The organism is Pseudoduganella sp. SL102 (assembly GCF_027856995.1).
GTDB lineage: Bacteria > Pseudomonadota > Gammaproteobacteria > Burkholderiales > Burkholderiaceae_D > Rugamonas > Rugamonas albidiflava.
On sequence record NZ_CP115554.1, the window covers coordinates 1,514,531 to 1,528,265 of the forward strand.

The window sequence follows — 13,735 nt, forward strand, 5'->3', positions numbered from 1 at the left end:
GTGGTCTCACACGAGGCGGTGCCGGAACAGCCAGGCGGCGTACGGCAGCGTGATGGCGGCGATGACGAGCAGGGGCACCATGTCGTGCCGCACCGCGGCCAGCCCCGCTCCTTCGAGATAGATGCGCTGCACCATGTCGATCGCGAAGCGCAGGGGATTGGCCCATGTCAGCGTCTGCATCAGGGCCGGCATGTTGCGCACCGGCGTCGTCAGGCCGGACAGCAGCATCAGCGGCATCACCAGCACGAAGGTATACAGCATGGCCTGCTGCATGCTCGCGGCGACGGCCGATATGGCCAGCCCGATGCCCACGCAGGCCACTGTGAACAGCGCCAGCGCGGCGTACAGCGACACCACCGAGCCGGCCATGGGCACCTCGAACCAGAAGCGCGTGACGAGCAGGATCAGCGTCGATTGCAGCAGGCCGATGCAGACCGGCGGCAGCGCCTTGCCGAGCATGATCTCGGCCGGCGTCATCGGCGTCACCAGCAACTGGTCGAACGTGCCCTGCTCGCGCTCGCGGGCCACGGACAGCGCCGTCAGCAGCAGCGTCTGCAGCATGCTGAGCGAGGCGATCAGGCCGGGCATCAGGTTCCAGCGGGTTTCCAGGTTCGGGTTGAACCAGGCGCGCACCGCCACCTCGAGCGGCGCACCGCCGCCGCCGTGCCGCTCGCGCCACTGGCGGTTGAAGTCGGCGACCACCGCGGCGACATGGCTGGCGGCCGATCCGGCCGTGTTGGAATTGCGTCCGTCGAGGATCAGCTGCACCGGCACCTGCTCGCCCGCATGCAGGCGCCGCTCGAAGTCGCGCGGGATATGCAGCACCAGCAGCACCTGCTGCGTGTCGACCAGGTGGCGCTCGGCCGCCGGCGTGTTCGCGGTGGCGACCCGCCGGAACACGCCCGTGCCATCGAGCTTGGCGGCCAGTTGCGCGGAGGCGGCGCTGCGGCTGTCGTCCACCAGCGCATAGGGCACGTCGTTCAGGTCGTAGGTAGCGGCGTAGCCGAACAGGAGGCTTTGCACCAGCGCCGGCATGACCAGGATGGTCCTGCTCTTCGGGTCCTTCAGCACCGCCAGGAACTCCTTGCGGCACAGGTTCAGCAAGCGGAACCACAGGTCGGCAAGCGTGTCGTGCATGGCGTCAGTCCAGCCGCTTGCGGGTGACCAGGCGGGCGGCACCCAGCAGCAGTACCGCGTAGCCGGCCAGCACGGCGCAATCGCGCACGATCAGGGGCCACACATCGCCGGCCAGGAACAGCGTCTTGAGCAGTTCCATGAAGTAGGTGGCCGGCAGGGCGTTGCCGATCCAGCGCACCACGGCGGGCACGTTGCGCAGGTCAAACAGGAAGCCGGACAGCATCAGCGACGGCATGAAGCTGGCCAGCAGCGCCACCTGGCTGGCGATGAACTGGTTCTTCGCCACCGACGAGATCAGCAGGCCCATGCCCACCGCCACGAACAGGTACAGCATCGATGCCAGCAGCACGATCCACAGCGAGCCCTGCATCGGCACCGCGAACAGCCAGCGCGCCGCGGCCAGGCACAGGGCCAGCCCGGCCATGCCGACTGTGAAGTACGGGATGATCTTGGCCAGCAGGATTTCCACCGGCCGCACCGGCGTGACGAACAGGGCCTCCAGCGTGCCGCGCTCCCATTCGCGCGCCATCACCAGCGCCGTCAGGAAGGCGCCGACCAGCGTCATGATCAGCACGATCAGGCCCGGCACCAGGTACCAGGTGCTGGTATTGGCGGCGTTGAACCACATGCGCTGCTCGATGGTGACGGCGCCATTGGACGGTACGGCAGCCGGCGCCGGGCCGCCTTCGCGGTCGAGCCGCCGCTGCGGCCACTGCGCCAGCGCGGCCGTGATGTAGTTGGCGATGATGGCCGCGCGGCTGGCTTCCGCGCCGTGGACGATCAGCTGGATGGCCGCGCCACCGGTGGCCAGGCGCGCGGAGAAATCGGCCGGCACGCGCACGATCGCATCCGCCTCGCGCCGCTCCAGCAACGCGACGGCGTCGTGCATCGATGGCATGAACACGGGGCGGAACGCGCCGGAAAGCCGCAGTCCCGCCACCGCGTCGTAGGCGGCGGGGGATGCGTCGTCGAGCACCACCGCGACCGGCGCATCCTTCACGTCCAGCGACATGCCGTAGCCGAAGATCAGGATCAGCACGATGGGCAGGGCGATGCCGATCGCCAGGTTGCTGGCGTCGCGCAGCAACTGGCGGAATTCCTTGCGGGTCAGCGCCGCCAGGCGGCGGACAAAACCCCGGCTGCCGTTCATGTCGTGCATGCGCGGCTCCTTTCGACGATGGCGATGAAGGCCTGTTCCATCGTGGCGGCGCCGCCGGCCTGTTCGCGCACTTCGCCGGGCGTGCCCAATGCCAGCAGCCTGCCGGCATCCTGGATGGCGACGCGGTCGCAGTATTCCGCTTCCTCCATGAAGTGCGTGGTGACGATGGTGGTGACGCCGGCCAGCGCCAGCGCCGTGATGCGGCGCCAGAAGGCGCGCCGGGCCAGCGGATCGGCACCGCTGGTGGGTTCGTCGAGGAACAGGATGGCCGGTTCATGCAGCAGGGCGGCCGCCATCGCCAGCCGCTGGCGGAAGCCGCCCGGCAGGCTGCCGGCCGGTGCGGCGGCCTGGCCGTGCAGCCCGAACTCGTCCAGCATCCGGGCCGTGCGCTGCCTGAGGCGCTCGCCCCGCAAGCCATACGCGCCGCCGAAGAAGGCCAGGTTCTCGGCCACGGTCAGGTTGCCGTACAGCGCGAATTTCTGCGCCACGTAGCCGATATTGCGCCGTGCCTGCGCACGTGCAACGCGCAGGTCCACCCCGGCCACGCGCAGGGTGCCGCCGCTGGCCGGCAGCAGGCCGCACAGCATCCGGAACGTGGTGGTCTTGCCGGCGCCGTTCGGTCCCAGCAAGCCGAAAATCTCGCCGCGGCGCACGTCGAAGCTGGTCTTGTCGACCGCGGTGAAGTCGCCGAAGCGGCGCTCCAGGTCGCGCACTTCGATCACCGGGGCATGCCCGCCGTTGCTGTCGCTATCGCCGTGACTGCTGGTGCCCGCGGCAGGCGCGGCAAGCGTGGCCATGTCCGCGGCCGGCGACGCTTCCCCGCCGCTGCCGCGCAGCAGCAGCATGAAGCCATCCTCCAGCCTGGGCGGTACCGGCACGGCGCCGGCGCCGCCGAGCAGGCGCTCGAGCGAGCCCGCAGGCGCATCCTCGCGCAGGATCATGCGCACCTGCCCGCCCTGCGGCACCGCGTCCACCACGGTCGCCCGCGCATCGAGCAGGCGCGCCTGGAGAGCGCGGGCGCCGCCATCGGCCGGCGTGGCGAGGAAGGTGCGCCCGTCCGCCCGGCTGCGCAGTTCCCGGGGCGGGCCGGAAGCCAGCAGGCGGCCTTCATGCAGCACGTGCACGGTGGCGCAGCGCTCCGCTTCGTCCAGGTAGGCGGTGCTGGCGACGACGGTCAGCGCTTCGTTGTCGACCAGTTCCTGCACGATGCGCCACAGTTCACGGCGCGACAGGGGATCGACCCCCACGGTGGGCTCGTCCAGCAGCAGCAGCTCGGGCGAGCGCACCAGCGTGCAGGCCAGCCCCAGCTTCTGCTTCATGCCGCCGGACAGCTTGCCGGCCGGGCGCGCCGTGAAGCGCCGCAGGTCCATCATGTCCAGCAGGCGCTCGAAGCGTTCGCGCCTCTCCCGGGCCGGCACGCCATGCAGGTCGGCATACAGGTCGAGGTTTTCCTGCACGGACAAGTCTTCGTACAGGCCGAAACGCTGCGGCATGTAGCTGATCCTGTCCTGCACGCGCTGCGGCTGGGCGGCCACGTCGATGCCCAGCACGGTCACCGTGCCCGCACTGGGCGCCAGCAAGCCGGCGACGATGCGCAGCAGCGTCGTCTTGCCGGCACCATCGGGGCCCACCAGGGCGGTCAGCGCACCGCGCGGCACCGCGAGGGAAATGTCGCGCAGCGCGGCGGTGGCGCCGAAGCGCTTTTGCAGGCCGCTGATTGCCAGCACGGGGTCCATGGTCAGGGGCTCGCGTCGATGTGCACGGTGGCGGGCATGCCCAGGCGCAGCCGGTCGGCCCGGTCGTCCGCCAGCACGCGCACTTCGTAGACCAGCGCGGTGCGCAGTTCTTCGGTCTGCACCGTCTTCGGCGTGAATTCCGCCACGGAAGAGATGTAGCCCACGCGGCCCGGCAGCGGCTGGCCCGGCTGGCTGTCGATCGCGATGCTGGCGGCCATGCCTGGGCGGATGCGGCCCAGGTCCGCCTCGGCGATCCAGGCACGCACCCATTTCGGATCGGCGATGGCCAGTGTGTACACGGGGCGCTGGGGCGAGGCCATGTCGCCCGGTTCCATCAGCCGGGACCGCACGATCGCGTCCACCGGGGCGGTCAGCCGCGCTTCAGCCATTTGCCGCTCCATCAGGGCGATGTCGGCCCGCGCCGCATTCAACTGTGCCTGTGCCTCCGCCACCTCTTCATCGCGGGCGCCAGCCTGCACCAGCTGCTGTGCCTTGCGCATGCTTTCCAGGCGGGCCGCTGCCGTGCGGGCGGTGGCCTGGGCGGCGTCGAGATCCTGCTGGCTGACGGCGCGCCCATTGGACTCGCGCCATGCGGCGCGCAGGCGCTCCAGCTGGCGTTGCGCCAGGTCGGCGTCGGCCTGCACCGCGGCAGTGTTGGCGCGCGCCTGGGCCACTTCCTCCGGGCGGCTGCCGGCCCGCAGGCGCCGCAGCACCTGCTGCCGGGCTTCGGCCTGGGCGCGCGCCGCTTCGAGCCGGAGTGCCAGCGTGCGGGTATCGAGTTCCCCCAGCACCTGGCCCGCCACGACGCGCTGGCCTTCGTCGACTGCCAGGCGGGCAATGCGCTCGCTGGCATTGAACGCCAGCGATACCTGCCGCAACTCCACGTTGCCATGCAAGACGATCGCATCCGGGTCGCGCGGCGGGTGGCTGGCATGCCACCAGTACCAGCCCCCAGCCGCCAGCGCGACGGCAAGCACGGCGATGCCGATTTTCCTTCGTTTCGATGGCGTGGCGGGGGCGGCGGGTGGTTGTGGAGAGGGCGCGGTCATCATCGGCTCCAGAGGTGTGACGTCTTTATATCAAATTCAAATTTGAATTTCAATCAGATTCGACGCGGGCTGTCGTACAATTGCCGCATGTTGAGTTCGACCCGTCACCCCGCCGCCCGTTCCGGCAGTGCCCACGGCAATGCCACCCGCCAGCAATTGCTCGCTGTCGCGGGGCAAGTTTTTGCCGAGCGTGGCTATGCCGATGCCACCAGCAAGGAAATCTGCGCGCGCGCCGGCGCCAACGCGGCGGCCGTCAACTATCACTTCGGCGGGCGCGAGCAGCTCTACGAGGCGGTGCTGATCGAGGCGCACCAGCACCTGGTGACCCTGGAAGCCATGCAGCAGGCGGCGGCGATGGATTGCGCGCCCCGCGACAAGCTGCGCGCCGTGCTGGCCGGGATCGTACAGCGCGCCGTCGCTCCCGACGCCCACTGGGCCACGCGCGTGCTGGTGCGCGAACTGCTCTCGCCCACGGCCGGCATTTCCGCGCTGGCACAGAAAGCCGTCGCGCCGAAGGTGCGCGTGATGATGGGGGTGGTGTCCGACATCCTGGGCTTGCCGCCGGAAAGCCCGGGGCTGCAGCGCAGCCTGTTCCTGCTGATGGGGCCGTGCATGGCCTTGTTGCTGGCGCCGCCCGCGCTGCGCAGCGAAGTATTGCCGGCGCTGGCAAACGAGCCGGCCGCCCTGGTCGACGACATGATGTGCTACGCCGAAGCGGGGCTGGCCGCGATCGCGCGGCGCTACCGGCCGGCCGGCGGTGCGCCTGCACCCGCTTCTACATTCGCTCCCGCCCCCGCCTCTAAACGCGCTTCCAAATCCGCTTCTAAACTCGTTTCCAAACCCGCTTCTAAACTGTAAACAACCCCGTGTTGGCGGCCATGATCGCTTCCACCGCCGGGTGCTTGATGCGCCGCTCGCTCGAGATCGCGTAGAACTGTTCGCGCAGTTCGGTGGCGGCGCCGGCGGGCACCGCGCCGTACTGCGCCTGGATATCCGGTTCCAGGCCGGCGGGGGCGAAGAACAGGCCCAGGCCGTCGCGGGCGAAGGTGGTCAGCATCGCGTTGTCCTCGAATTCGCCCACCACTTCCGGCCGCACGTCGTGTTTCAGCAGCCACTCGTCGATGCGCCCGCGCAGCGCGTTGTTCCGCGTCGGCAGCAGCATCGGCGCGTGATTCAGGTTGCGCGGGAAGTTGCCGCCCAGCCGGTGCACCAGGTCCTTGGTGCCGAAGACCAGCATTTCACTTTCCCCCAGCAGGTGGTTGTACACGCGCAGGCTGGCCGAGGCGCGCACCGAGCGGTCGGTCAGCACCACGTCGAGCTTGTGCAGCGCCAGGTCGGCCAGCAGCGATTCGAATTCGCGCTCCACGCACACCAGTTTCACGGGTACCTTCATGTTGAACGCCGCCCGCAGCAGGCGGTACGCGATCAGCTTCGGCAGCGAGTCCGAGATGCCGACGGTCAGGCGGGTGCGCCCGGCGTCGGCCTCGTTGAGCGCTTCCTGCATGCGGTCGCCCAGTTCGAAGATCTGCTCGGCATAGGTCAGCGCCACGCGGCCGGCCTCGGTGGGCACCAGGCGGCGGCCCTGCTGTGTCAGCAGCTGCTTGCCGACCGACTGCTCGAGTGCCGCGAGCTGTGCGCTGATGGTCTGGATGGCCAGGCCCAGCCGCTCGGCCGCGCGCGTGACACTGCCTTCCGCGGCCACCACGCGGAAGAAATACAGGTGGCGAAAATTGATGCCGCTGGTTTTCATGGTTTCGGTTTTTACGCAGTAATGTTCATATTATCTTCTATTTTTATATTCAAATGTTTCCTCTACACTGCTTGACATTGATCAAGCAACAAGTGATCGGCAGAACCAGGCGGGCGGCCTCGCCCGCGATGAATCGCGGCGCGCTACAGACACCAGTCGCGCCGGATAGGCAACAAGGGTGTCCTACTAACTGAAGGAGTATCGATCATGGCAATCAGTCTGCAAAAAGGCGGCAACGTCAACCTGAGCAAGGAAGCTCCCGGCCTGTCGCAATTGACGATCGGCCTGGGCTGGGACGTGCGCACCACCGATGGCGCGGCATTCGACATCGACAGCTCGGCATTCATCCTGAAAGCGGATGGCAAGGTGCGCAGCGACTCCGACTTCATCTTCTACAACAATTTGAAATCGACCGACGGCGCCGTGCAGCACTCGGGCGACAACCGCACCGGCGAGGGCTCGGGCGACGACGAGACCGTGCAGGTCGACCTGTCGAAAGTGCCGGCCGACGTGGACAAGATCGCCGTCTGCGTGACGATCCACGATGCCGACACCCGCCGCCAGAACTTCGGCCAGGTGCAGAAGGCCTTCGTGCGCTGCGTGAACACCGCCAACAACCAGGAAGTGGCGCGCTACGACCTGTCCGAGGACAGCTCGACGGAAACCGCGATGGTGTTCGGTGAACTGTACCGCAGCGGCAGCGACTGGAAGTTCCGCGCCGTGGGCCAGGGTTTCGCGGGCGGCCTCGCCTCGCTGGCCACCAGCTACGGCGTAGCGGTCTAAGCGTGCCTTGCCGGCGGCCCGCCGCCGGCAGGATTCAGTGAGCAGCAATACGAGCAGCAATACGAGCAGCACACCAAGGAGTCAGACATGTCAGTGAATTTGAGTAAGGGCCAGAAGATCTCTCTGGACAAGGAAGCCGGCGGCGCGCTGTCGCACGTGACGATGGGCCTGGGCTGGGATTCCGTGAAGAGCAAGGGTTTCCTCGGTTTCGGCAGCAAAAGCGCCGATGTCGACCTGGATGCATCCTGCCTGCTGTTCGACGAGGCCAACAAGCCGGTCGACACAGTGTGGTTCCGCCAGCTGAAGAGCCGCGACGGCAGCGTCGTGCACTCGGGCGACAACCGCACCGGCGCCGGCGATGGCGACGACGAGCAGATCAGCGTCAGCCTGCAGCAGGTGCCGGCCAACGTGAAAAGCATCGTGTTCACCGTGAACAGTTTCACCGGCCAGAGCTTCGCACAGGTGCAGAACGCCTATTGCCGCCTGCTGAATGCGAACAACGGCAAGGAAGTGGCACGCTTCGACCTGTCCGTGCAGGGTTCGCACAGCGCCCAGATCATGGCCAAGCTGTATCGCCACAACGGCGAATGGAAGATGCACGCGATCGGCGAGAACGGCACCGGCCGCACGTTCGACGAGCTGCTGCCGCAAGTCGCGCAGCACCTGTAATACCCTGCGGCCCGATCGGCCGCGCAGGCATGGCGCATGCCATGCCCCCAAGCCGCGGTGGCCCGGTGCCGCCGCGCGAAGACATGCAGTCGGATGACAGCAAACCGCCGCAGCGAAGACGTTGCGGCACGTACCGTGTTTCACCTGCGCCTGCCCCATGGCGCGCTTCCCTTTGCGGTGGTCCGGTCAACCGGCCACCGCTTTTTTTTCGGTTTTCAGTTTATTCTCGTGGTCTCGTGCACCGCGCCCCGGCAGCCGATCATTCCAACAAAGAGGACATATGCGAGTCTGGTACAACCGAACGTTTTCATCGATCTACAACGCGATGACGCTGATCCGGCAGCATGACCGCGCCGGCCGGTATCACCTGCTGTACACGGCGGGCAGCCGGACCGTGGCGGCGGGCGCGGCCCATGCGTTCGAACCGGAACCGCCCCTGAAGGGCGACGAATACCTGGAATGGTGCCTGGACTTCTGCCAGCGCCGCGACATCGGCATCTTCGTGCCGCATCGCGAGGCGGCCCTGGTCAGCGCCGCGCGCGAGCGCTTCGCCGCCGTCGGCACGCGCGTGATGGCGGTGGCCAGCGCCGACGTGCTGGCACTGCTGCACGACAAGGAACGTTTCTACGCGACGGTGGACCTGCCCATGGCGCCGCCGCCGGAAACGGTGCCGTTCACCACGGCCGCGCAGTTCGATGCCGGCCATGCCAGCCTGCGCGCGAAGTACCCGCAGGTGTGCGTCAAGCCGTCGAAATCCGTGTACGGGCTGGGCTTCGCCCTGCTCGATGAAGAGCGCAGCAGCGCGCAGATCCTGATGGCGGGCGACCAGTACCAGATCGGCCTGGACGACTTCCGCAACGGCCTGCAAGGCCTTGGCGAATTCCGCACCATGCTGCTGATGGAATTCCTCGAAGGCCTGGAATACAGTGTCGACTGCCTGGCCGACAATGGCCGCCTGGTCTGCGCGGTGCCGCGCCGCAAGCTGCTCAAGCCGGGCGCCGGGCAGGTGATCGATCCCCAGCCGGTGATCCTGGAGGCCGTGACGCGACTGGCCGCCGCGTATGGCCTGAACGCCGTATTCAACGTACAGTTCCGCGTGAGCGGCGGCCGCATGCGGCTGCTGGAAATCAATCCGCGCATGTCGGGCGGGGTCGGCATGGCCTGCATGGCGGGGCCGGCGCTGCCCTGGCTGGCGCTGGCGGGCTTCGACCGGGGCTATGAACAGCTGGAGATTCCCGGAGTGCGGGCCGGCATGCGTGTCGGCGAATGGCAGCATGCCGTGGAACTGGAGGGGGCACAATGAAGGGGATCCAATGAATGACCGTGCCATGAATGGCTGGGCCGCGCCCGGCCATCGCGAGATCGCGATGCCGACCGGCGTGCTCACCGTGCGCACCGACGCGGGGGCATATCCGCTGGACAGCCTGCTGGGTTTCGGTGCGCGCGCCAATGCCAGGCGGGGCTTCCTGTTCGTCAGCAAGGTACTGGGCAAGCACTGGCCATCGCGTCCCGCCATGATGCGCGAGCTGCACGATGCGCTGGCGGGCCAGCTGCCGGCCGCGCTGCCGGGTCCCGTGGTGTTCATCGCGCTGGCCGAAACGGCGATCGGGCTGGGGCAGGGCGTGTTCGAGTCGCACCTGCGGCGCCACCCGGAAGCGGAGGCGCTGTTCCTGCATACCACGCGCTACCGCATCGATGGCGTGCCGACCGTCGAATTCGCCGAACCGCACAGCCACGCGCCGCGGCAGTTCCTGCACCTGCCGGCCGATCCCGCGCTGCACCAGCTGTTCATGCGCGCGCGCTCGCTCGTGCTGGTCGATGACGAAGCGAGCACCGGCACCACCTTCCGCAACCTGGCCGCGGCCTGCCGCTCGCTCAATCCGGCGCTGGCCCACGTCCACCTGGCCACGCTGACCGATTTCATGGGCGCGCAGGCGGGCGAGGCGCTGTCGGCCGGCATCGGCCTGCCCGTCACGCAGGGCGCCGCGCTGCATGGCAGTTTCACCTTCGCTCCCGGCGCGAGCTTCCCGGAAGCCGCGCCGGCGCAAGTGGTGGGTGCGGCCGGCGGCGTCGCGGTGGGCGGTGCCTTCGGCCGGGCGGGCCTGGCACGGCCCCTGGCCATCCCGGCAGCCGTGGTCGACGCGCTGGCGGCAGGCATCGCTCCCGGCGAGACCGTGCTGGTGCTGGGCACCGGCGAATTCATGCATCCGCCGTTCCTGTTGGCGCATGCGCTGGCCGGTGCCGGCATCGATGCCGTGGTGCAGTCGACCACGCGCTCGCCGATCCTCGAATGGGGCGCGATCGGCAGCCGCCTGGCGTTTGCCGACAACTATGGCGAGGGCATCGCGAATTACCTCTACAACGTGCGCCCCGGCCAGTACGCGCATGTGCTGATCTGCCATGAAACCCCGGCGGACGACGCGCTGCGCGGCCTGGCCCGCCAGCTTGGCGGCCGGCTGCTGCATTTCCGCTCCGAGAACACGATCGAGGGAGCCCTGCCTTGAAGAAGTTCCTTTTTGTGGACCTGGACGACACGCTGTTCCACTCGCTGGCGAAGTGCGACCCGGCCGACGTGCTGCAGCCGATCGCCTTCCTGAAGGACGGTTCGGCGAACTCGTACACCAACGCCCGCCAGCGCGCCTTCCTCGACATGGTCGGCGAAGGCATGACGCTGATCCCGACCACCGCGCGCGACCGCGATGCGCTGGCGCGGGTCGATTATCCGTTCGCGGACTACCGGATCATCGACTTCGGCGGCATCATCCTGGCACCGGACGGCACGCCCGACCCGGTCTGGCTGGCGCGCATGGGCGACGACATGGCCACCGCCTTGCCGGGCCTGCGCCAGGTGCGGGCCGTGATCGAGGATTACGCGCAGCGCGCGGGTCTCCCGGCCCGCATCCGGCTGGTGGAAGATCTCGGCCTGCCGTTCTACGTGAACGTCAAGGATGCGGACAAGGACCTGGCGCGGCTCGACGCGATCGAGCGCGAGGCGGTGGAACCATGGCTGGCGACGGCGGGGCAGGACTTCTGCCTGCACCGCAACGGCAACAACCTGGCGGTACTGCCCAAGCGGCTGAACAAGGCCCGCGCCGTCGACTACCTGAAGGCCCGGCTGCGCGACGAGCATGGCCCGATCATGACCTTCGGCATGGGCGACAGCCGCTCCGACGCGCGTTTCATGGCGGCCTGCGACTACGCCATCATCCCGCGCGGCACGCAGCTGTCGGCACTGGCCCTGGGGGCGCTATGAGTGGCGGAAGCAGCACGGCGAGCAGCGCATCGAATGCCGGCGCCTTCATGCCGTTCTCCGGCAGCTACCGGCAGGGCGACGTGCAGTTCCTGCTGCGGCGCCTGCCCGGCCACGCCTTCGTGTCGGTCGAGGAAAAGGAAGCGCTGATCCAGTCCGGCCAGCGGCACTACAGCGAGATGCTGTCGGCCGAGCGGCTGCCGTCGGCGCGGCACCTGGCGCTGTTCGACGAGGCCTGCCAGGCCAACCGTGGCCGCATGGCGGCGGATTGCCTGCGCCTGGCGCACCTGGTCGCGGCGCGGCGCTCGGGCCAGATCACGCTGGTCTCGCTGGCCCGCGCCGGCACGCCGGTGGGCGTGGTCGTGCGGCACCTGCTGGAACGGGTGCTGCACCGCGACGCCGTGCACTATTCGGTGTCGATCGTGCGCGACCGGGGCATCGACGAAGCGGCGCTGCGCACGATCCTGGCGGGCCACGTGCCCGCATCGATCGTGTTCATCGATGGCTGGACCGGCAAGGGTGTCATCGCCCGGGAGCTGGAACGTTCCGTCGAACGTTTCAACGTGCAGCATCGCGTGCGCATCGACGCGGGCCTGTTCGTGCTCTCCGACCTGGCCGGTGCCGCGGCCTGCGCCAGCTCGGATGCCGACTACCTGATCCCGTCGAGCATCCTGAATGCCACCGTCTCGGGGCTGGTCAGCCGCACCGTCGTCAATGGCGGCACCGGGCAGGGCGATTACCACGGCTGCGTGTACTACAAGGAATTCGCCGCGCACGACCGGTCGCAGGCCTTTGCCGACGATATCGTGGCGGCGGCCCTGGAAATCGCCGAGGCCGGCGAGCTGGCCGCGGTGCCGGTCGATCGGGCGCGCGCGGCGGCCACCTCGCGCGCCTGCCTGCGCGACCTGGCCGAGCGCCATGGCGTGGCGGACGTCAACCTGATCAAGCCGGGCATCGGCGAGGCCACCCGGGTACTGCTGCGGCGCGTGCCGCGGCTGCTGATCCTGCGCGATCCCGATGCCGCCGACGTGGCGCACCTGAAGCTGCTGGCGCAGGAAAAGGAAGTGCCGGTCGTGGTCGACCGGGCGTTGCCCTACCAGGGCGTTTCACTGATCAGGAGGGAAGGCGATGCATGACAAACCGATAGGTGCTTCGCTGTACGTACCCACGACACACCGGCACCTGCTCGAGATCGCCAATGGAGAACGGATCGCGGCGCTGCGCTCGGTCATCTTCTGCACCGAGGACGCGGTGGCCGAACGCGAGCTGGAGGCGGCGCTGGCCAACCTGGCCGCAACGCTGCGGGCGATGCGTGCGGAAGCGCGGATCGACCGCTTCGTGCGCGTGCGGAACACGGGCGTGCTGGCGCGCGTGCTGGCGATGGACGGGGTGGAAAAACTGGCCGCCTTCGTGATCCCCAAGGCCACGCGCGACAACCTGGACGAGTACATCGGCCTGTTGAGCGGCACCAGGCACCTGCTGATGCCGACGCTGGAAACGGCCGAGGTGTTCGACCCGGCGGACATGCGCGCGCTGCGCGTCCGGCTGTCGATGCCGGACATCGCGCCCCGCATCCTGGCGCTGCGCATCGGCGGCAACGACCTGCTGGCGCTGCTGGGATTACGCCGGCCGCGCGACATGACGATCTACCAGTCGCCGCTGGGCCCCGTGATCGCCAGCCTGGTGACGACGTTCCGGCCGTACGGCTTCCGCCTGACGTCCCCGGTGTTCGAGCACCTGGACTGCCCGGCGCTGATGGCCCAGGAAGTGCAGCAGGACATCGCCTACGGCATGGTGGGCAAGACCGCGATCCACCCGTCGCAGATCGAGCCGATCGAGCAGCACTTCCGCGTGCAGCCGAAGGAAGTGGCGATGGCGCTGCGCATCCTGGACCGCGATGCGCCGGCCGTGTTCAAGCTCGACGATTCGATGTGCGAAGTGGCCACCCACCGCAACTGGGCCAACGCCGTGATCGCGCGCGCCAGCCGGTTCGGCACGCACGCCGTGGCCGCCGGTACCGCCGGCAACGACGAGCCGGAGGCTTCCGTCAATCCCGTGGCGCATCCGTCGCCCGGTTGGACGGACGGCGACAAGCGTGTCAATGGTTCGGCTTTTGCGAAGTGAAGTTCATAATATCTACCATTTTCCGATTGACGTGTTTTCTCTACACTCCACCCTGTAAATCTATAACCGCATAAATAT

At 68.4% G+C, this 13,735-nt stretch carries 13 protein-coding genes; 8 read left to right on the forward strand and 5 right to left on the reverse strand.

Features of this window, described 5'->3' with window-relative positions; all coding sequences use genetic code 11:
• Positions 1-6 precede the first annotated feature (6 nt).
• Genes OU994_RS06495 through OU994_RS06510 form a run of 4 tightly spaced genes read right to left on the reverse strand, consistent with a single transcriptional unit; the run spans position 7 to position 5,081 of the window.
• Positions 7-1,137, reverse strand: a complete 1,131-nt coding sequence (locus tag OU994_RS06495) for an ABC transporter permease (protein ID WP_281610082.1) — start codon at positions 1,135-1,137, stop codon at positions 7-9.
• Between the two features lie 4 nt (positions 1,138-1,141).
• The gene (locus tag OU994_RS06500; RefSeq protein WP_281610083.1) at positions 1,142-2,296 is read right to left on the reverse strand and encodes an ABC transporter permease; all 1,155 of its coding nucleotides are present in this window, start codon (positions 2,294-2,296) and stop codon (positions 1,142-1,144) included.
• Positions 2,284-4,032 carry an ATP-binding cassette domain-containing protein gene (locus OU994_RS06505; RefSeq protein WP_281610084.1) on the reverse strand — a complete coding sequence of 583 codons (1,749 nt, stop codon included), beginning with the start codon at positions 4,030-4,032 and terminating at the stop codon, positions 2,284-2,286. The genes OU994_RS06500 and OU994_RS06505 overlap by 13 nt, the downstream gene beginning before the upstream one ends.
• Before the next feature lie 2 nt (positions 4,033-4,034).
• Positions 4,035-5,081 carry an HlyD family efflux transporter periplasmic adaptor subunit gene (locus tag OU994_RS06510; protein WP_373922609.1) on the reverse strand — a complete coding sequence of 349 codons (1,047 nt, stop codon included), beginning with the start codon at positions 5,079-5,081 and terminating at the stop codon, positions 4,035-4,037.
• A gap of 87 nt (positions 5,082-5,168) precedes the next feature.
• Between OU994_RS06510 and OU994_RS06515 the strand changes: the two genes are divergently transcribed.
• Complete coding sequence (locus OU994_RS06515) at positions 5,169-5,939, forward strand: CerR family C-terminal domain-containing protein (protein ID WP_281610086.1); 771 nt, start codon at positions 5,169-5,171, stop codon at positions 5,937-5,939.
• Here the strand turns inward: OU994_RS06515 and OU994_RS06520 are convergent.
• On the reverse strand, positions 5,929-6,831 hold the full coding sequence (locus OU994_RS06520) for a LysR family transcriptional regulator (protein ID WP_281610087.1): 903 nt from the start codon (positions 6,829-6,831) through the stop codon (positions 5,929-5,931). The two genes, OU994_RS06515 and OU994_RS06520, sit on opposite strands and share 11 nt — an antisense overlap.
• Positions 6,832-7,038: 207 nt before the next feature.
• Between OU994_RS06520 and OU994_RS06525 the strand changes: the two genes are divergently transcribed.
• From OU994_RS06525 to OU994_RS06555, 7 genes are all read left to right on the forward strand, one after another.
• On the forward strand, positions 7,039-7,614 hold the full coding sequence (locus tag OU994_RS06525; protein WP_281610088.1) for a TerD family protein: 576 nt from the start codon (positions 7,039-7,041) through the stop codon (positions 7,612-7,614).
• Between the two features lie 87 nt (positions 7,615-7,701).
• Positions 7,702-8,283: a TerD family protein gene (locus OU994_RS06530; RefSeq protein WP_131147628.1), complete on the forward strand. Its 582-nt coding sequence runs from the start codon at positions 7,702-7,704 to the stop codon at positions 8,281-8,283.
• 280 nt (positions 8,284-8,563) lie between these two features.
• Positions 8,564-9,586 (forward strand): ATP-grasp domain-containing protein, encoded by a 1,023-nt coding sequence (locus OU994_RS06535; protein ID WP_281610089.1) that lies wholly within the window; start codon positions 8,564-8,566, stop codon positions 9,584-9,586.
• Between the two features lie 10 nt (positions 9,587-9,596).
• Positions 9,597-10,787 (forward strand): phosphoribosyltransferase domain-containing protein, encoded by a 1,191-nt coding sequence (locus OU994_RS06540; protein WP_281610090.1) that lies wholly within the window; start codon positions 9,597-9,599, stop codon positions 10,785-10,787.
• On the forward strand, positions 10,784-11,536 hold the full coding sequence (locus tag OU994_RS06545; RefSeq protein WP_281610091.1) for an HAD family hydrolase: 753 nt from the start codon (positions 10,784-10,786) through the stop codon (positions 11,534-11,536). Before OU994_RS06540 ends, OU994_RS06545 begins: the two co-directional genes overlap by 4 nt.
• Complete coding sequence (locus tag OU994_RS06550; protein WP_281610092.1) at positions 11,533-12,669, forward strand: cysteine protease StiP family protein; 1,137 nt, start codon at positions 11,533-11,535, stop codon at positions 12,667-12,669. Before OU994_RS06545 ends, OU994_RS06550 begins: the two co-directional genes overlap by 4 nt.
• Positions 12,662-13,657, forward strand: a complete 996-nt coding sequence (locus tag OU994_RS06555; protein WP_281610093.1) for an HpcH/HpaI aldolase/citrate lyase family protein — start codon at positions 12,662-12,664, stop codon at positions 13,655-13,657. The genes OU994_RS06550 and OU994_RS06555 overlap by 8 nt, the downstream gene beginning before the upstream one ends.
• Positions 13,658-13,735: the final 78 nt, after the last annotated feature.